This is a genomic window from Solidesulfovibrio fructosivorans JJ] (genome assembly GCF_000179555.1).
GTDB classification, from domain to species: domain Bacteria; phylum Desulfobacterota; class Desulfovibrionia; order Desulfovibrionales; family Desulfovibrionaceae; genus Solidesulfovibrio; species Solidesulfovibrio fructosivorans.
This window is the reverse complement of the sequence record NZ_AECZ01000035.1, coordinates 26,073-43,655: the sequence shown is the minus strand read 5'-3', so window position 1 is coordinate 43,655 and position 17,583 is coordinate 26,073. Positions and strand designations below refer to the sequence as shown.

The window sequence follows — 17,583 nt, the reverse complement described above, 5'->3', positions numbered from 1 at the left end:
CGCTTCTTGACGATGGCCGGCGCAAACTCGGATTTTCGGTCCCGGGGTACATCGATGACGATGGGACCGACCTTCGAGGCAAGCTCTTTCTGGCTGTAGCCGTTGCGGCGGTTGCCGGGATCGCTGTCGATCGTGTTGTATGCCCCTTCAAGAGCAACCGTTCCTTTGGTGTTACTTTTTACCGCCACTAGAGCGCTAAGATCGCCTGCATCGAGTGGTGTCCGTCCAGTGCCACAGTATACTGCAACAGACCTAGAAGCCGTATCTGCTGCAGTTAACGCAGAATATCGTCTTTCTGCCCAATTGTGCGCAAATATTGCACTAAATACATCTCCAGTGCCAATCTTAAAAACGCGCGAGGAGCGATAGGCGGGCACATAAGCGGCCTGACAGCCGCGTTTAAACACCATCGCTCCTTGAGGCCCTCTTTTAACAACTATCACCGCAATATCCTGGCTTTCCATTAAATATGAAGATGCCAAATCTAGTTCATTTATTCCTGTGGTTGATTGTAGTTCAAATTCATTCAACACGACTGCTAGTTCGCTAGCGATAGATTCGTTTTCGCTAAATGCTGGAGAATTTTGCCAAGTTTGCGGGTCGTAGACGGCGCGATGTGCATCAATGACAGCGTCACCTTCAAGAAATCCAAAACGCAGCACAGCCTCCCCACTAACTTTGATGGCGGGTTGTCTCTGAATAACATTCGCTTGTGGCTGAATATGTGGCCGTGATAGAGGGTGAAAATACGAAAAAACAATATTACTTTGACGAGGGCTGCATTTCAAATTTATTCCTAATGCCCTGAGTGAAGTGATGCCTGGGCTATTCATGTCTTCTACATATGTGTGGAGGGTGCTGTTTGGCGAAAGAGTCGATAACACTGATGCCGCCCGTCCACCGGATCCATAGATGGCGTCCCATTTTGGCACACAACACAACTCATGATAAAGCCCACCAACTATGTGCATCGTTCCTCTCAAACTATACAGTTGTCTTATTTGTTCTTGCCTGAGGAGCGTTGTGCCTCTGGTAATATATCTCCAAGTTCATGATTTAGCCGTTATAACAATATATTATGCCAGTTAATATAAACACTATTATGCTGTGTTGTTGCGACAAATAACCAAAGATATGGATGCTACAAGATGAATCCCGTAAGATAAGTTTAGCATATAAAATTTATCTTACAAAATAATTACCAATTAATTCTATTCTCCACTAAATCTATTATAGTTATAATGTCACGTTCATCTTTCGCAGCGCATTTATCACTGCGGCCACGCATGGGACTTCCTCTTCCACCGAAGAGGTATGTTTGAATGCGGCTGCCTTGCCAGGACATGTTCCTGTAATTTTTTGTACTACACCTTTAACGTATCGTATTTTTGACAACAACTGTTTCAAGTACATTTTAAACTTGTAATGATCATCAAGGACGAATGCCAATCCTTTGTAGGAATCTTCAACTTCTTTTACATTGCCATTCGCATCCTTCTTCGTTCTCGGCCGGCGTTGAATCTCGAGGATGTGAACAGGCCGCCCTTGGGCTAATACTCGCGCGAGCAAAACCCCTCTGAGCTCTTGAAATGCCGTAATATAGGGCCATTTTCTGGTCGTGCCGTCAACCTCCTCCTTCTCATTGAAGGGCATGCGGATTTCGGTGAAATCGGCCACCCAATTCGGAATATTCGGCCACCCTTGAGGGGTTGAGCGCGCTGGTGTTTTGGTCCTGCTTCAGGTGGCCGATTTGGTCAAGTCCGATGTCCGCTTCCGCATGGAATCCCCCGACAGCTCGATCCGGTAGGAGTCATGGACGATCCTGTCCAAGACCGCATCCGCCAGGGTCGGATCCTGGAAACGCCCATGCCATTCCGCCACGGGAAACTGTGTCGCAAACAGCGTGGATTTGTTTCGAAATCGATCATCCATCAGATCGGCGAGACCACGTGCTATTTCCGCGCTGACCGGCTCCCTGAGCCAGTCATCTATGACAAGCAAATCCCGTGTGGCGAGTTTTCGGACAAGGAGGCGCTGCGATCCCTCGGCCCGACTGATGCTGAGTTCCTGGAGTAGCTCCGGGAAATGGAAGTACAGACAGCGCTTCCCTTCGCGGCAGGCCTTTTGCGCCAAGACGCATGCCAGATAGGTTTTGCCGCCGCCGGTCGGTCCGGTGATGACCAGGTTATGTCTTCGGCCGATCCAGCCGCAGGTGGCCAGTTCGAGGAAAAGCCTTTTGTCTAAGCCACGCGGGGCATGGAAATCCACGTCCTCGACTGACGCCTTAACTTTGAGATGGGCTTCTTGAAAGCGCTTCGTGAGACGACGATTGTCGCGTAGGAGGTATTCCCGGTCTACGAGCAATCCGAAACGTTCTTCGAAAGCCAGGTCGCTGAAGGCCGGATTGTCGAGCTGCTCCTTGAAACCTTCACGGATTCCGGTCAATTTCATTTGCGATAACCGTTCCATGGTCTGGTGGTTGAGCATCAGGTCCTCCTTTTACTGGTAGAAATTTGCGCCCCGGACATTGTCATGGACGGGCAACGGCAGCTGCTCCTGTTCTGGAATGGTCAGCATGTCTTGCTTTTTCTTGAGAATTTCGAGCACAGCCCGGCGACCGATAAGGCCGTAACGCAATGCTCTCTGGCAGGCATGGTTAAGGCGCTCTGCCCCGAAGGAAGATTCCAGCCGCAGCAGACCAAGAGCACTTCGATAGCCTTGCTCTGGATGCTGACGCCGCCCAAGGATGTCCTCAACCATTCCCAGGACAAAGGGACCGATCTTGCCGCCCCACGACTTGAATCGTTTGGGAGTCCAGCCAGCAGCTTCTTGATGGGACTTGGGCATATGCTCAGGGTTGGTGGTGTACTGGTATGCCCGAGATAGGGATTTAGTCCAATGGGAAACCCCCCGGCTTTGCCGGGGGACCTCAAAAGTTTGACTTATGCGGGAGTAGAAGAAAGCCTCTCCATCTGTGAGCAGTTCAAAGTGAGCGATGGAGAGGCTTTCGATGAAGTGTGTATCAAGTCTATGCCATACGACGTGGGACTGCAAGTATCACATTGTGTGGATACCGAAGTGTCGTCGGAAAGTGCTATTTGGTAAAATTCGTGGGTGCTTGGGCGAAATGTTTCACGTTTTGGCTCGGCAGCGTGAGAGCAACATTTTGGAAGGACATTTGTGCAAAGATCATGTTCACATGTATATTGCGATTCCTCCCAAGTATGCAGTTGCCCAGGTCGTAGGATTTATGAAGGGAAAAAGCGCGATCCATATTGCCCGAGAAGTGCAGGGTAGGGCGCGCAATTTCGCAGGTCAAAACTTTTGGTCACGCGGATATTTTGTATCGACCGTTGGTCGTGATGAAAAGGTGATCCGAGAATATATCCGCCGGCAGGAGCAAGAAGACCAGCGGCTTGAGCAGCTCAAACTGGTCGCGGAATAGCCGCCTTTAGGCGGCCCCAATATTAAGCCGCTTTGAGCGGCTCACAAGTGCAAGCCCCCGGCTTTGCCGGGGGTATCTGACTGCCTCTGGTAACATAGTGGGTATGTTGCAGAAACTGCAAAAAATAAGTACTGGTGACTCGTAAGCCGGGTGAATATTTTTGGCCCCTTGACTAATTCAGCAGATTATTATGTGGGTTGCCATGATGTGTGATATAGAGAAACCATGATTAAAGGTTTGTCGCGAAGTAGTTTGTTATACATAAAGTATATTCAGGAGAAACAGACTTTGCGCCAAAAGAGGAGATTGATAAGATGCTAACAATAGAGGAGAATGGTATGCTTTCTAATGACAGTACAGGTGTTACGCGGGTGATTGAGAAAGGTTTTGGGGGTATTGAGTTTCCACCTGATCTTGCAATAAAAGAGAATACATCCTGTGATATTTTGTTGATTGGGCTAGGTCCATTTTTTTCTAAGCCGATATGTGATGTTTTGCACGACAAGAGGGCAAATGTTAATATTTTGTTCACTCTTGATCAGGATGTTGTGACTACTCGTGGAAAGTCAATAAAATGGGAGAAAAGTACTTATACGAATATTGTTCATGACGATAGTTACAATTTTATTGTTGAGTATCGGGATAATCCAAATATAAAATATTGGCTCTACAAAATATTCCCCTTTGGTCTGTATTTGAGAGTTGAAAATTATTGCTGGTTTACTCCGCTTTGGAATACTAACTATAGTGAAGAAAGCAATAAGGTGGTTGAGGCTGGCTCAGCCGTTTTTCAGCGTACCATTGAAATAAAAACTGATTCTTATATGGGGAGGATGTTAGATATAAATTACAAATTCATATTGAAATCCGCCGAGAATATGTCGGCTCAGGATTTAGAGAAAAGTACTTGTTTGCCCTAATTTTATCACCAGGAAAATTTTTTTCTAATATCAGGTGATGGTTCGTTTTTCATCTGTACCTCGGTCTTTGCAGGTTGTGTTTTGGGGTTTACTATTTCATCTAGTTTTATACGACAGCGCTCAATGCCATAGGTTGCTATTGGGCTGTCCTTAACTTGCTGAAGGAATTGAATTGTATTGTCAAGGAGTGCGCATCTGTCGGATGTGCTTAAATTGTATCTCGGATTTGCCTTTTGGTAGTGAGCCAAGCCAAGGCTAATTGTATTTTCATTCCATGAAGTGTTGGCGTTGTATGCCTCCGCATATTTTCGTATAGCATTTATTAGTAGAAGGAGTTCTTCTTCAATATTGTCGCTACCTTTCTCAGCTTTCATGTTTACTAATTTTATTAGTGCGTTTCCCAGCCGATGTTTTACTTGGTAATTCTTTCTATTTTTTTCTAATATTTTTGAATATTCTAATTGTAGTTCGTTCGTTAAAGAGTTAATGGAGGCAGTGTCTTCTGTGTTTGCAATCCTCTGTTCAAGTGCATGCGCTAAGTTTAGATGAATATTTTCACTATTATCGTATGTTATGTACTGTCGCCATGCTGCGCATGCCTCGCTCCATTCGCCTTGTTGTTGATGTAATATTGCATTTGCCATGTGATAGATTGGAAGTTTTTCATATTTGTTGAGTATGATTTTTGCCGAGCGCAAGATTCTTTCATCTAGTTCGCTGCCAGGAGAGTAGCCCAGGAGGGACATCTCGATTACCTCTTGAGCGAGTTGTCTTATGTCTGCCAAAAAATCATATTCACCTTTAAGATCAACTATTTTGTCTTTAAGCTCTGCTATGATCTTCTCTGTTTCCCTGAGGTTGTCTTGTATCGATTCTTTTGCTTTTCTAAATCTATACGTATGATATGTTAGTCCAATGGCAATTAGTGATATAATAATTATGAATAAGCTTGTAATTCTGTCAAAGTAAAATGATTTTGCATCGTTTATCTCCTTATCCTGTCTCAAATCTGTGTTTGTTTTATTTTTTTCCTTCTCTATTTCTGCGCGAAGGTTGTCATACCTAGACTCTAAGTCCTTTAGGTCGTATTTTGTAACAATCTTTCTTGGGTCAACAGTGTCAATTTTCTCTGACATTGATTGCATTTTTGATTTAAGATCGATTAATAGTTCAATCAAATTTAACTTATCAGCGTTGGATATATTGGTGTTGTTGTCTTCTGGCGTTTTGGGTGACGTGTTAGATTCGTTTTGGTTTTTATCTTTGGAAAGTAAATGGCTTTCTAATGGTTGCGCCTGTGCTATATGGCAAAAAAGTATAGCAGGGGAAAATATCGAAGCAAAGACTAGTGACCTGAAGATATTTTTTCTGGAAATTAAGAATATCATATTGTAATTTGTCATCCGAGCAGTGCTCACGTCTGTAGGTTTTTTCTCAACTATGTATGTGCTTATTAGGTGGCAATTGCCTAACACACTTCGAGGGTCCGATACCATCAGGAGTGGCGGGAGTCAAAAAAATAATAAGATCTAATTCGGATTGTGTGTCAGTGTAAAGCCTGGGCTCTTATTCTCCTTGAATTTTCAAACAAAAAACCCTTCCTGCTTTTCCATTTTCAGCCTGGCCAAGAGCGGCTATACCCCACCTAACCGCTTCAGGGATTTTTCTGTCCCCGACCGTTGATCATCCCGCGCTTCCAGGAATTGATGGAATTTTATGGATAATTCTGTTTTTGAACCCCTTGGCGTCAAGACGTTCTTGGCACAGCTCCATACCGAAATCCAGGAGCTGTTCCTGGAAAATGATCGGCCGTGGGTTATTGGCTATAGCGGCGGGAAGGACTCGACCGCCGTGGTGCAATTCCTCTGGCAGGCGTTGGAAAAACTGCCGTCCGAGAAGCGCAATCGCAAGAAGGTTCATGTCATCACCACGGATACCTTGGTCGAGAACCCTGTTGTCGTGACCTGGGTGGAGCGTAAGCGCTCAATAAGGCGCATTTTGTCATGGCGAGCGGGAAGCGTCAGAAGTTCAGGCAGGAATGATGAGGCTCTGAGGATCGATGTGCTGCGGCAGGAGCTTGCGTTGGGCGTCGGTGTTTGCAGCCGGTAAATGCTCGAAGAGGTGGCGCAGATAGCGGTACGGCTCCAGGCCATTGGCCTTGGCAGTTTCGATGAGGGAGTACAGGGTGGCCGAGGCATCGGCTCCGCGCGGATGGCCTGAGAACAGCCAGTTTTTGCGGCCCACGGCAAAGGGACGGATGGCGTTCTGGGCCAAGTTGTTGTCCGGGCGCAGTCGGCCGTCCTCCACACCCCACAGTGTGCGCCCCAAAAGATACTCCCTGAATGAAGTACTTCAATCATTTTAGGGTAATTGAAAAACCGTTCGTTTGCGCAACGATCCAGCCCCCTCAGTTATTGTGACTTTGATCGCTAAATGGCACTGATTATCGGCACTATGTGGCATCTGGAACGGTAAGGTATCTATTCCGGGAGGTTACTGTCTCGTCTTCGCGACTCCACCTGCCTGCCGACCAAGCGTTCGATAAACAGTCGGCCGTGATATCGAAAATACTTCGGCAAGGTCGCTGATCGAGTAGTTCCCTGTGTCGTACATACGACGTAGTTCTTTTTGCTGAAGATCGGTCAGTTTTGGTTTTTTCCCGCGTAACTTTCCTTTCGCACGAGCGACAGCCATGCCCTCACGGGTGCGCATCCTGATGAGGTCTGCCTCAAACTCGGCGAACGTGGCCAGGATATTGAAAAATAGTTTTCCCATCGGGTCAGTGGGATCATGAACGCTCGCCCCAAGCTGAAGCTTTACGCCACGCGCGGCAAGGCTGTCGCCAATGGCGCGGGCATCCGGCACTGAGCGGGCGAGACGGTCAAGCTTCGGCACCACCAGCGTGTCGCCGCTGCGTACAGCCGCGAGCGCTTGGCCAAGACCGGGCCGCTCGCGGTTCGTGCCGGTGAAGCCACGGTCGGTATAGATGCGATCAGGTGCGACCCCGAGCCTGAGCAAGGTCTCCTGCTGGGCCGCGAGATCTTGCTTATCCGTCGAGCAGCGAGCGTAGCCGATCAGTGTGGGTGCCATGCCGAGAACTGTAACGTTAAGGGCTCCTTCAATGCAAAAGAAATAGTACCACTCAATTGAGACACCGTGTATGGTGATATCGCGTACCCAAGGCGGGATGCGGCCGAGTGTCCGTTGAACGATCCTCTTTCGGACAGGGGGGACGCTATGAGGGCTGATCAGAAGGGCAAGGCGGGACCCGAGATAACGGAAGCCGTCAAGCGATTGGCAATGCTCCGCCCCTACCTCGATGGCGACGCTCCGCTGGCGAAGGTGGCAGCCAACGCTGGCATCGCACTTCGAACCGCTCGACGCTGGGTCGCCCGAGTGCGTGATGGAGGTCCGGCCGCTCTCCAGCGCAAATTACGTTTGGATGCCGGGGAGAGGAGGCTTGCCGACAATCTGGTCACGCTGGTCGAGGGGCTGGCGCTTATGAAACCCCGTCTGTCGATCGCGACCATCCACCGCCGCGCAGTTGCAGTCGCGCGGGAGAAAGGATGGCATGCTCCGTCCTATGCTTGCGTCCACACGATCATCCGCAGCCTCGATCCGGCAATGATGATTCTGGCCCACGAGGGCGGGGCAGCTTTCCGCGACCGATATGAGCTGGTGTATCGGCACCGGGCAGAACGCCCGAACGTCAGGTGGCAGGCCGATCACACCCAGCTCGATATCGTGATCCTTGATGCGAACGGCGTAGAGTCTCGCCCGTGGCTGACGACGGTCCTAGACGATTATTCCCGCGCCATCGCAGGATATTTGGTGTTCCTCGGCGCTCCGGCCGCGTTCAATACGTCATTGGCCTTGCGCCAGGCAATCTGGCGCAAGCCGCGTGCGGATTGGCCGGTCTGCGGCATCCCCGACGCTCTACATGTCGATCACGGAACGGACTTCACCAGCAACCGGATCATCCTGACCAGAGTTTGACCGAGGTGGTTTCCAACCAGCCACGTCGTGGAGGCGGCGTGGCTTTTTGATTTCCGGATGCGCAACAACCGGGGGCAGAGCCAATGCCGCTTTCTTATGAAGAAGCGGCTTTGGGCTAGGATTCCACAAAAAGTCGATTGACTTCAATGGGATATCCAGGGTTGTCCATTTGACCGGTGCCCCCGTGCCATTTTCAATGATCGGTTTGATCCTTCCCCCCAGAAGAACATGCTTTCCAGGAGGTTGCCCCATGAAGGTACAGCCCGTCACCGACTTGCGCCACGTACGCAGCATCAAGTGTCTGCTGGCCGACAGCCCGAGAGACAAGCTCCTGTTTGTCATGGGCGTCAAGACGTTTTTGCCTGACCATCGACAATGGCCATTCCGTGGAGAGCGCGGAGCCGAAGCTGACACCAGTAGCGGCCACGGTTGAGGCCCGGACGGGGCAGCAGTCCTTTGACGGCTATGCCAAGGAGCGGCGGAGGCCAATCGTTGAAGCCCTGGGGCAGGCCGTTGGATGGCAGCAAGTTCATGCCGCCTTCGCGCGGTACGACCTTGAGATCAGGCCGCACGGCAATGGCTTGGTCATCAAGGACCGCAACGGCAAACATGCCATCAAAGCCAGCTCGCTGGATCGGTCCTTGTCCATGGTAAACCTGGTCCGCCGCTTTGGGGCCTACGTCCCGCCTGACCAGGCGAAAGAACACTATCCCGAAGATGAGCGGTTCACGGCCAAGCCCGTACAACGCGATCCTAATCGCGGTGCCCTCTATGAAGAATATCAAGCCGGGATCGCCACTCGGAAGGCGGCTCTGGAAAACATCAATAGCCGTGCTCGGGCCGAGCTTGATGTCGTCCGGATCAGGTGGGACCAGGAGCGCCAAAAGATTTCCCGAGATTTTTTCGGGCGCCACCGGTTTGAGTTGCTCAAGATCGCGCGCCTCCATGAAGCAGAGCACCGGCTCCAGGTCCGGAAACGGATCAAAGCCGAACGGGAGAAGGTAAAGCAGGAAGCGCCATACACGTACTGGACGGATTTTTTGCGTTGGAAAGCCGCCAACGGTAATGAGACTGCTCTGGCCATCCTGCGCTCAAAGGATCGGGTGGTTGAACCAGAGTGCTTACCTCCTCAGCGTGGCAGTCGCGCGGATATCCAGGAGAAGTGGCTTAATAAACAATTGGATATTGCGACCTCCGCCGACGTAAGTTCGTGGACGCGGCGTGGCCTCTTGGCTGTTGCCAAGGCTGATGAGCTCGCAGAGCTGGAGGCCTCGACACCAAGTGGAAAGCAGCTTTTTTTAGGTTTTAAAAGCTCGATTGACGCCAAGGGTACAGTATTTCTCAGCTTGGCCAACGGAGGTGCGCTCCGCGACACAGGGAAACAGATAATTTTTTCAATGAATGAAGTATCCTATGAGGCAGCTCTGCTTTACGCAAAGGCCAAGTGGGGAAAGAACGTCAAGTTGAGGGATAATATTATTGGCCATCTCGCAAGAAATCAAACATCCGAAATCAGTCGCTAACGATACAGTATTCTTCTTATGATTACTTAACTATGAGGTGGGATCCTGTTAGTAGGGAAAGGAGGTCGTTCCATTTTGGTGTTCACATTTGAGTTCGAGACCGTTCTAGTTTGTAAGTAGTTCCTCAAGGCGGGGTTGCGTTGTGGCTGGGGTATCAAGTGCGTCCATGAATGTTCGCCCAAACACACTGATGTTACAGCCTTGTCTTGATGTTTGTAGTCAATCCGTATATTTGCCAAGTTATGTTCAGGGATCGATTGCAGACCTTATTGCCAACCAGCCAGGCAAGCCAGAGAGAATGTCCGTGATGAGGAACGGTTACGACAAAAATTTTTTTTGTCGTCGCTTACGCTGCGGTCACTGTCCGCAGCGTGCATTCGCCCGTAGGCCCACCGTCAAGCGTGCATCTTTTTTTGGCCTTTCTCAAAGGATGCGGTCAGTCGCCGTTGTAAGCGCCTTGCTCGCCTATATGCTCCTGACAGGCTGTGCCACGAACAGCCCTTCAGCCCCCGCGTTGCTTGGAGCTTCCGATTCCGTACAACGCCTCGAGGAGACGGTGCGACAGTTATCCTCGGCCATAGCCGCCGGTCAGGCCACTCCGGCGGACTACCTGGAACGGGGGCATGCCTACTACCGGTTGGGCCGGTTCGACCAAGCCCGAAATGACTTCGACCAGGCACGCCGGATGGATGGGCAGTCGGCCATGGTTTTTTTTAATCTGGGCACTGCGGCCTGCCGGCAGCAACACTACAACGAGGCCGTCAACGACTTTACTAGGGCGCTAACTCTCGACGCCGGTTTGGCTCGTGCCTACAACAACCGGGGTGTGGCCTATTACTTTCTGGGCGAGTACGCCAAGGCGGTGGCCGACTTTTCCAAGGCTGCCGAATCCACCAATGCAGGGGGCATGGCGGCTTTGTTCAACCGTGCCATGGCCTTTCAAGCCATGAAGGACCATGATCGGGCTATGGCCGATTACGACATGGTCTTGGCCAAAAAGCCCGACACCGTTGCCGCCCTGAACAACAAGGCCGACATCCTCATTGGCCTTGGCCGCTTTGACCAAGCGATCCTGGTCCTAGATGCCGCCATCACGGTCGCCCCGAACGATCCGGATCTCTTGTTCAATCGAGCACTTGCCCACGAACGTCTGGGGCATCTTCAAAAAGCCCAGTCGGATTACGACCGGACCCTGGCCTTGAACGGGCATTTTGGCCAAGCTTATCGCAACCGAGGTGTATTGCGTCTGCAAGTGCAGAAAAATCATGAGGGTTGTGATGATTTGCGCCACGCCTGCAGTCTCGGGTTGTGCACCCAGCTTGAAAAGGTCAAAAAGTTCGGTTTATGCGATTAGCATGAGCCTGCAAAAAAATATAACTTCTTGTGATCCATGCTGATGAAGAGAAGGTTGTTGGTTAAATTGGTGCTATAAAACTAGTAGAATATGCTCAGTGTGGTCGTTTGTAGAGTGATGAATATGATTTTTGAGTTGCTGTCTACAGTGATGGCTAGGCTTTCACAGGTAAAAAACTACTTTTACAAGCAACTTCGATTGTTTTTTTCAATAAGCATGGCTGTGCCGATTGACGGAGGTTTTTTTGAAGAACAGCACGCACTATAAACCAATATCGTTCGATGGGCGAATGCGCACACTCGACATGAGAGGCTTTACTCTCATCGAGCTTATGATCGTTGTTGTCATTCTTGGCGTCTTAGCTGGACTTGTTTTGCCCCGCATTATTGATCAACCGGACAAGGCCAGGGTCGTCAAGGCCAAGATGCAGATCGAGAGCCTGTCCATGGCAGTGAAACAATACAAGATGGACAATGGATTTTATCCGACTACCGAACAGGGACTTGACGCTCTTAAGGAAAAACCGGCGACTGGCCGCATTCCTCAAAATTACCCGTTACATGGATATATTGAACGGCTGCCTAAGGATCCCTGGGGGAGCGACTACGTCTATATCTGTCCTGGGGAACACGGTGACTTTGATTTGATTTCCCCTGGCCCCAACAAAGGCGATGGTGGCGATGGCACAAACGGTGAAATCAGGAACTGGGAAATCGACCAATAAGCGGTGCATCCAGCATGAGATGGACAACTATTGTTCATATTTCACATTTTCATAAAATACAATACTATTTTTATGGCGCATCTGTCTTGTTGGGGATTGTCTCAATCGCTATCCTTGTAAAAATATTTGCAACCTCCGACAATTTTTTGTCGCAGCCCATGCGGCCGCATCTTGATCAGGACAAGCCAATACAGCAACAGCAAGCCAAACTCCCCCTTGAGGCGTATACCGTTATCATAGATAGAAATATTTTTTCCGCACGCACAGCAGAGCCAAAGCTACAAGAAGCCTCCTTACCCCTGCAGAACGTCCCACAGACAGATTCATTCGCCAACATACGTCTTGTCGGAACCATCCTCTCCGAGCAAGAGCATGCCAGCGTTGCCATTATCAATGATGCAACAAACAAAAAGGAAGCGCTCTACCACGAAGGCGACACCATAGGCGGGATACGGATATTGAAAATCATGCGCCGTCAGGTGCTGCTCAAAAATAACCAGGAAAACATAATGTTGACTATGAAATCCGATGAGGAAGATCAAAAGCCCCAGGGGAACACCAAAAGACGACCGACAAGATCACCCCGCACCCCTCGCAGAACGGCTCCCTGAGCGTGTGGTGGCGTACCCTCCGACTACGCAAGCCAGGAAGCTCCCTCCCGAAAGGTGCAAGTATCGAAGGAAACACGGGCTTTGCCTGCAGGCTGATGAGATCGCCGGAGCGAACCTGTTAGCACCTTAAGAATGTTTTCCAGTGGCGCGGTTCCTCTTTTTGTCCTGCTGGCGAGTCGGCTCGGTAAGTGGTTTTTCCACGATAGCGGAAATAACCAATTCCAGGTCCATTCCCTCGACCGAATCGGGATGACAGGCCGCTTGGGCGATCCATACTGAGTCCAGACCGGTATCCAAATAATGGAGGTAGGGGACAAGTGTTGCCAAGGGGACTTTGGACAATGCCAAGTTGACGGAATCCTCGCGGTGGGTGGGGGCGATGTCCTTTGTCGTGGGGCGCATGGATTTAATATAGGGTTTGATACCCAGGCGATCGGTGTTCTCCTGGATGTATGAAAGAAGTTGAAACGTCGGGGGGCTTATCTGTCTGCCCAACGCGACCTGGGCTCTGGCCATTTCCTGAAAGCGTTTCTCCAAAACAGTCAGTTCGCCCAAAATCCTGTGCATGGCGGCAATTTTCCCACGCAGGGCCTCCTCGTAACGGAAAGCCGGAGCAATGCCCCATTGGAAGACAGCCATGGTTAAGACCACCCCCAGGACCAGCAGCAACCATTTTCTTTCCAATGCAAATTTTGTTGATATTTCCAAGGCGTCACTCCTTTCGGATCAATTCGAAATCGAATCCCACGCCATCATTCCCTGCTTTGGCCCTGATGCCTTTGATGTGTACTTCCTGAAAGCGTTTGAGTGAGCTGAGTTGCTTATTTATTTTTTCAACAGTCTCAAAGGTGTCAGCCTCAGCTTTTATGGTCACATGGTGCGCATCAAAAGAGAGGGATCGGCAAATGACCTTCTCCTGGTTGGAAATAGTCGTGCTGAGCAGGCGTAACGTTTCCAGGAGCCCCGTCTCCTGATCCCGTTTTACGGCGACTAGCTGTTTTTCCTCAAGTTGATTGAGGCGGTTTTTTATGATGCTGACATCTTCCATGAGACTAAACTTCGGATCGAGTTCGGGAGCCAGACTCTCCACGATCTGCCGCGCTTGTTGCTCTAGGCCTGTCAGTCGTTTTTGCTGGGATTGGATATCTACGACCCAGGACACAATAAGGCAGAGCAAAAACAAAATGAAGGACGCAGCCAGGAGCAGCATGGGGCGGCGATGTCCCCGCCGAGACAGTCCCACGGCAAATTCACCGCGCAGGAAATTGATCCCGCCTCCGGGGCGGGCCGCACCCAAAGCTAGGCCCAGGGCCTTGGCCAAGATGTCCAGCCGGGGGCGGAGCGCCAAGTCGGCGACTGGCATTTTCCAAGAGAAATCAGCTAGATGCCTGATCCGTCCCGGCAACCGCCTGCCAAGGGCCGGCAGCAATCCCGGCCGAGCCGCCCCTTCGCCGCAAACCACGGTCAGTTCCGGCAGCCTAGTGACATCAGGACTGACGGCCTGCACCGTCATGACGACCTCCCGGGCCAACGTCTCAAGATCAGCCTGGCCAGCGGGAAGGGAGGGTACCGTTTGCTCCTCTTGATCCTTAGGAGGGTACCACGCGGCAGCGGCCCAAGGGATGGAGCGGTAACGAGCCGGTGCCCCATCCGCCCGGTAGATGATCTGAGCCCGCTCACCCGCAAAATCCAGCAACAGGGAGCGCGCCGGTAACGCCTCGCCCACCTCGCGGACCATGTCCTCCAGGGCATCTAGGGAAAGACCGACCGCCGTCAGGGGCAATCCCTCTCTTTGAAAAGCTTCCAGGAGCTTGGTCAGGGTGGTCCTAGGGAGGGCCGCCGCTAAGACGGTCTGCCCCCTGGACGCGCCTTGAGTCGCCCGGCGTGAGGCGATCACCACACTTTCCAAAGGCACGGGTAGATACGGTTCGAATTCCAACGCTAACACTTGGTTGATTTTTTTGGCGGAAGCAAAAGGGAAGGGAAATCGTCGCAAAAAGGCCCAATGTGCCGGGATACCCAGGACATAGCGGTCACCGGACAATGTGTTGGCTTCGATGCCCTGGCGTGCCAGAGCCGCCAGTTTGGAAACGTCGGCATCAGCCGGCGCCTCGATCACGGCGTAGCCCAGAAACCGGGTTTGAAGCGCCGTGTGCCCGAGGCGTACCACCACGACTCCCGGACCGTTGATATCGATGCCGACAATGTTTTCACCCATGTTTCGTTCCTTGCCGCCGTCCTGCTGTCTTCAGCGCGAGGCGGACGGTGCCCGTAGTCCCTGGTAGAGCACCTTGATCGTATGCCATCCCGCGACCTCAGGCCGGATCCGTTCCAGGCTGGCGAAACGCGTCACGGTGGTGGCTCCCGCCCGTGCCGTGGCCGTCACCGTGAAATGGGAGCTTTTCAGGGACATGATGCCCTCGGGCAGGAGCACATCCTGGAATTCTGGCAACATGGTGCGGTACCAGCCGGGTTTTTCCAAGGACCCGGTGTGAAACCTGTTTTCCCGATAATCGATAATGGCTTGGGCGAAGGCATTGCCCCGGACTTCGTCTAGTCGCCAGGCAAGGGCTCGCAGAACAGGAGCTGGGGCAGTATTGATGTTGATGGTCCGTGATTCCCAGACTGTCAGGAGATCCTTGAGCCCGGGCTGGCCGTTTTTCCCATTGTAAAGTTCGACGGTCATTCCCCGCACGAGCAACAGCTCGGAGAGGGTTTCCAATGGGCCGTTTTTGCAGCGGTATGGCGCCTGGCGGGTGCGGTAATAGTCGTCTTCGGCCCCGACGATCTGGTTGTTGCCGAGCGAGGAGAAGGTGGTGTCATCAGCATCAAGCCAGTCGCGCAGGGCGTAGATGAGCCGTAGGGCCTCCGGTTCGGAAAGATGGAACAGGGAACTTTGCAGCAGGGCTAGAAGCATGTTTTTGTAGATCTCGAAATTGGCCCCAGCCAGCGCGTTGATGGGAATTTTCCCCGATTCGTCCTGTATTTCGACCCTCAAGACATCATCGGCGAAAAGGCGCAATATGGCAGCGCCCTCGACGGTGTTTTGATCAAAAAAGGTCTGGCGCAGTTGGGGATCGTGAAAAAAACGCGACCACACTTGCCCGCGATGGACCACGCCGCTTCCGGAGACTTCTCTGGCCAGCAGGAAGGCGGCCAAGCAGATGCCTGACTCGGCCAACGCCTCGGCGCGAAGACGATTTCGCTGCACCCGGGCTCCGGTTTCCTCCAGGCCAAGACCCTCGATTCCGGCCGTGAGTACCATAGCCAGGGCCAATACCACCAGAAGCACAAATAGAAGGACTGCTCCCCGGTCACGGCCCGGCGGCCCGTCACAGTGGAACATGGCGCGCATTCAATTCGGCTCCCGATTAAAACGCAAGGTAAACGGCGGCAGGGCTATGGTCGTGGAGACGGCGACCGTGCGCTCTCCGACATTGCGTTCCAGGCTGATGTCTAGGGTATCAGGCAGGGGAGGGTGGCCGAGCCGCTCCTCCTTGAGACTGTCCCAGGTCGTGAGGCGGGAGCTCCCGCCGGCAAGGACCGTCACCGCAAAGGCCGTTACCGCGTCGGTCAGCACCATCTCCTGCCAGGGTTGCCGCGCCTCACCGCGCCAGGGCATGTGCGCAAAAGGCAATTCCTTACGCACCAGGAGATAGCGCTGTGGCGCCTCCGGTTGCGGCCGCAGGGCATAGACAATCCGGGTAAGGCGTTCCCCTCCCGAGGACTTGACGAAAAGTGGCGAGGCGGCAGCGGCGAATTCCAGAATCACCACATCACTCTCGGCCCGTGGGAATCGGTGCTGCTCGGCCAAAGGGTGCACTGCAAAACGCAGGGGGGATGCCTCGCGCGGCTTACCCCATTTGCGGGAATAGACACCAAGAAGATCGTCTCGCATAAGGCCGATCACCGTCCGCATGAGCCCATCCTGCCCGGCCCCTCGATCCACTGTGGCAACGACCCGCACGGTACCGTCATAGACGGCATACAAGCCGACCAGCACAAAGGAGGCCAGGGCCAGTGCCAGGACAAGTTCGATCAAAGTAAACCCGGCCGACCATGAACCGCAGGCACGCTTTAGGGGAGGAGGAGCTTGTCGAATCGTGTGGTCGCCCATGCCTTCCCCTCGGATGCAACTGTGACCGTCACCAAAACCAGGCCGCCGGCAAGCCCCCTGTACAGGTCCACATGCCATTTGTACTGGGGGAACTCAGGGGCGAAATCCCCGTCGCCCTCGCGCCAGTTATATGCACCGACGCGCTCCACTTCGGCCAGTTTCGCGTTGGCCAGCTCGGCTGCCGTTGCGATGTCCCGGGAGCGGAGAAGCCCTTCCTCCAGGCCGAGGCAACTGGCCAGAATGGCTACCAGGGCCACAGACAAGATGGCCACTGCCACAAGCACCTCAATGAAGGTGAACCCTGCGCGGCATCGTGGACACGCGGTCATGGCAGATGCTCCCAGACCGGATCACGCGGCAGGGCGCTACCGGCCAACTGGGTATCCGTGGTTTCCCTGGGTTTGGAGTCTTCGACGAGGCGCCCGCTTACGGCTTCGAGTACGAGGTGGCGAGTTCGGCCGCCGGTATTAACCAGGGTGATGCGACAAGGCTCAGTCAGACCTGTGGGGAGCATGCGCAGGGCCACCTGCCCCGAGGTCGTCGTGCCTCCGGCCAGAGTGATGCTTTGGATCACAACCTCCTCGGGCAAGGTCCAGTCGAAAGCGACCGTTTTGCCTTCCTGAGGCTCCTGGGGTGCCAGCCATACCCGCCGTGCGGTAAGGTCGAGATGGACCTCCCAGGCATCTTGGGTAAAGGCGGCACGCTCCCGGGCCCGCAGGACGGCCCGGGCCAGGATATCTTGGGCCGCCTTGTTTGGGTCGCCTTCGAGAAAGGACGTCAGGCGAGGCACAGCCAGTGCTAGAGTGATAGCCAGAATGGCGAGAACAACGAGGAGTTCTATCAAGGTGAAGCCTACCGAGTCCTGGGTCTTTGATCTCCCGTTCATGGCGGTT

General features: G+C 52.6%; 21 protein-coding genes and 2 pseudogenes. 7 read left to right on the top strand and 16 right to left on the bottom strand.

The annotated features are described in order from the left end of the window. The 4 genes from DESFRDRAFT_RS22390 to DESFRDRAFT_RS22380 form a co-directional block, all read right to left on the bottom strand. On the bottom strand, positions 1 to 833 hold an 833-nt coding region (locus tag DESFRDRAFT_RS22390; RefSeq protein ID WP_233489650.1), incomplete at its 3' end, for a carbohydrate kinase family protein. Between the two features lie 403 nt (positions 834 to 1,236). Continuing rightward, positions 1,237 to 1,677 (bottom strand): hypothetical protein, encoded by a 441-nt coding sequence (locus tag DESFRDRAFT_RS22385; protein WP_144005080.1) that lies wholly within the window; start codon positions 1,675 to 1,677, stop codon positions 1,237 to 1,239. Positions 1,678 to 1,737: 60 nt separating this feature from the next. Beyond that, complete coding sequence (gene istB / locus DESFRDRAFT_RS17595) at positions 1,738 to 2,487, bottom strand: IS21-like element helper ATPase IstB (RefSeq protein ID WP_005996198.1); 750 nt, start codon at positions 2,485 to 2,487, stop codon at positions 1,738 to 1,740. A gap of 12 nt (positions 2,488 to 2,499) precedes the next feature. Further along, positions 2,500 to 2,847, bottom strand: coding sequence for a hypothetical protein (locus tag DESFRDRAFT_RS22380; RefSeq protein WP_144005079.1), 348 nt, complete (start codon positions 2,845 to 2,847; stop codon positions 2,500 to 2,502). 163 nt (positions 2,848 to 3,010) lie between these two features. On the opposite strand from DESFRDRAFT_RS22380, the gene tnpA reads away from it, so the two are divergent. Further along, positions 3,011 to 3,445, top strand: coding sequence for an IS200/IS605 family transposase (gene tnpA, locus DESFRDRAFT_RS17585; protein ID WP_043795228.1), 435 nt, complete (start codon positions 3,011 to 3,013; stop codon positions 3,443 to 3,445). Positions 3,446 to 3,783: 338 nt separating this feature from the next. Next, complete coding sequence (locus DESFRDRAFT_RS22375) at positions 3,784 to 4,365, top strand: hypothetical protein (protein ID WP_005996197.1); 582 nt, start codon at positions 3,784 to 3,786, stop codon at positions 4,363 to 4,365. A 5-nt stretch (positions 4,366 to 4,370) separates the two neighbouring features. On the opposite strand, the gene DESFRDRAFT_RS22370 is transcribed toward DESFRDRAFT_RS22375, so the two are convergent. The 4 genes and pseudogenes from DESFRDRAFT_RS22370 to DESFRDRAFT_RS17575 form a co-directional block, all read right to left on the bottom strand. Further along, the gene (locus DESFRDRAFT_RS22370) at positions 4,371 to 5,753 is read right to left on the bottom strand and encodes a hypothetical protein (RefSeq protein WP_144005078.1); all 1,383 of its coding nucleotides are present in this window, start codon (positions 5,751 to 5,753) and stop codon (positions 4,371 to 4,373) included. 295 nt (positions 5,754 to 6,048) lie between these two features. Continuing rightward, complete coding sequence (locus tag DESFRDRAFT_RS22365) at positions 6,049 to 6,285, bottom strand: hypothetical protein (RefSeq protein WP_144005077.1); 237 nt, start codon at positions 6,283 to 6,285, stop codon at positions 6,049 to 6,051. 108 nt (positions 6,286 to 6,393) lie between these two features. Continuing rightward, positions 6,394 to 6,672 (bottom strand): annotated as a pseudogene (locus DESFRDRAFT_RS17580) (transposase domain-containing protein); the annotation flags it as partial. A gap of 186 nt (positions 6,673 to 6,858) precedes the next feature. Then, on the bottom strand, positions 6,859 to 7,455 hold the full coding sequence (locus DESFRDRAFT_RS17575) for a recombinase family protein (RefSeq protein WP_005996192.1): 597 nt from the start codon (positions 7,453 to 7,455) through the stop codon (positions 6,859 to 6,861). Positions 7,456 to 7,602: 147 nt separating this feature from the next. On the opposite strand from DESFRDRAFT_RS17575, the gene DESFRDRAFT_RS17570 reads away from it, so the two are divergent. Beyond that, entirely contained in the window at positions 7,603 to 8,361 is a 759-nt protein-coding gene (locus DESFRDRAFT_RS17570) for a helix-turn-helix domain-containing protein (RefSeq protein ID WP_005996191.1), read from the top strand. Here the strand turns inward: DESFRDRAFT_RS17570 and DESFRDRAFT_RS22595 are convergent. Continuing rightward, the gene (locus DESFRDRAFT_RS22595; RefSeq protein ID WP_158306984.1) at positions 8,302 to 8,655 is read right to left on the bottom strand and encodes a hypothetical protein; all 354 of its coding nucleotides are present in this window, start codon (positions 8,653 to 8,655) and stop codon (positions 8,302 to 8,304) included. The two genes, DESFRDRAFT_RS17570 and DESFRDRAFT_RS22595, sit on opposite strands and share 60 nt — an antisense overlap. Before the next feature lie 92 nt (positions 8,656 to 8,747). Between DESFRDRAFT_RS22595 and DESFRDRAFT_RS17565 the strand changes: the two genes are divergently transcribed. The 4 genes from DESFRDRAFT_RS17565 (at position 8,748) to DESFRDRAFT_RS17550 (ending at position 12,573) form a co-directional block, all read left to right on the top strand. Continuing rightward, the gene (locus tag DESFRDRAFT_RS17565; protein WP_233489649.1) at positions 8,748 to 9,884 is read left to right on the top strand and encodes a hypothetical protein; all 1,137 of its coding nucleotides are present in this window, start codon (positions 8,748 to 8,750) and stop codon (positions 9,882 to 9,884) included. A 556-nt stretch (positions 9,885 to 10,440) separates the two neighbouring features. Further along, positions 10,441 to 11,238: a tetratricopeptide repeat protein gene (locus DESFRDRAFT_RS17560; RefSeq protein ID WP_005996188.1), complete on the top strand. Its 798-nt coding sequence runs from the start codon at positions 10,441 to 10,443 to the stop codon at positions 11,236 to 11,238. 244 nt (positions 11,239 to 11,482) lie between these two features. Next, complete coding sequence (gene gspG / locus DESFRDRAFT_RS17555; RefSeq protein WP_005996187.1) at positions 11,483 to 11,962, top strand: type II secretion system major pseudopilin GspG; 480 nt, start codon at positions 11,483 to 11,485, stop codon at positions 11,960 to 11,962. A 14-nt stretch (positions 11,963 to 11,976) separates the two neighbouring features. After that, positions 11,977 to 12,573 carry a type II secretion system protein N gene (locus DESFRDRAFT_RS17550; RefSeq protein ID WP_005996186.1) on the top strand — a complete coding sequence of 199 codons (597 nt, stop codon included), beginning with the start codon at positions 11,977 to 11,979 and terminating at the stop codon, positions 12,571 to 12,573. 126 nt (positions 12,574 to 12,699) lie between these two features. On the opposite strand, the gene gspM is transcribed toward DESFRDRAFT_RS17550, so the two are convergent. From gspM to DESFRDRAFT_RS23300, 7 genes and pseudogenes are all read right to left on the bottom strand, one after another. Next, positions 12,700 to 13,281, bottom strand: a complete 582-nt coding sequence (gene gspM / locus DESFRDRAFT_RS17545; RefSeq protein WP_005996185.1) for a type II secretion system protein GspM — start codon at positions 13,279 to 13,281, stop codon at positions 12,700 to 12,702. A 4-nt stretch (positions 13,282 to 13,285) separates the two neighbouring features. Then, positions 13,286 to 14,791 (bottom strand): hypothetical protein, encoded by a 1,506-nt coding sequence (locus DESFRDRAFT_RS17540; protein ID WP_005996184.1) that lies wholly within the window; start codon positions 14,789 to 14,791, stop codon positions 13,286 to 13,288. Positions 14,792 to 14,821: 30 nt separating this feature from the next. After that, entirely contained in the window at positions 14,822 to 15,928 is a 1,107-nt protein-coding gene (locus tag DESFRDRAFT_RS17535; protein ID WP_005996182.1) for a type II secretion system minor pseudopilin, read from the bottom strand. Then, on the bottom strand, positions 15,929 to 16,690 hold the full coding sequence (locus DESFRDRAFT_RS17525) for a PulJ/GspJ family protein (RefSeq protein ID WP_005996181.1): 762 nt from the start codon (positions 16,688 to 16,690) through the stop codon (positions 15,929 to 15,931). Beyond that, a complete protein-coding gene (locus tag DESFRDRAFT_RS17520) occupies positions 16,651 to 17,019 on the bottom strand; it encodes a type IV pilus modification PilV family protein (protein WP_005996179.1) in 369 nt (122 codons plus the stop codon). The genes DESFRDRAFT_RS17525 and DESFRDRAFT_RS17520 overlap by 40 nt, the downstream gene beginning before the upstream one ends. Beyond that, positions 17,016 to 17,480: a hypothetical protein gene (locus DESFRDRAFT_RS20895; protein ID WP_233489648.1), complete on the bottom strand. Its 465-nt coding sequence runs from the start codon at positions 17,478 to 17,480 to the stop codon at positions 17,016 to 17,018. Before DESFRDRAFT_RS20895 ends, DESFRDRAFT_RS17520 begins: the two co-directional genes overlap by 4 nt. A 3-nt stretch (positions 17,481 to 17,483) precedes the next feature. Then, positions 17,484 to 17,576 (bottom strand): annotated as a pseudogene (locus tag DESFRDRAFT_RS23300) (type II secretion system protein); the annotation flags it as partial. Between the last annotated feature and the right edge of the window lie 7 nt (positions 17,577 to 17,583).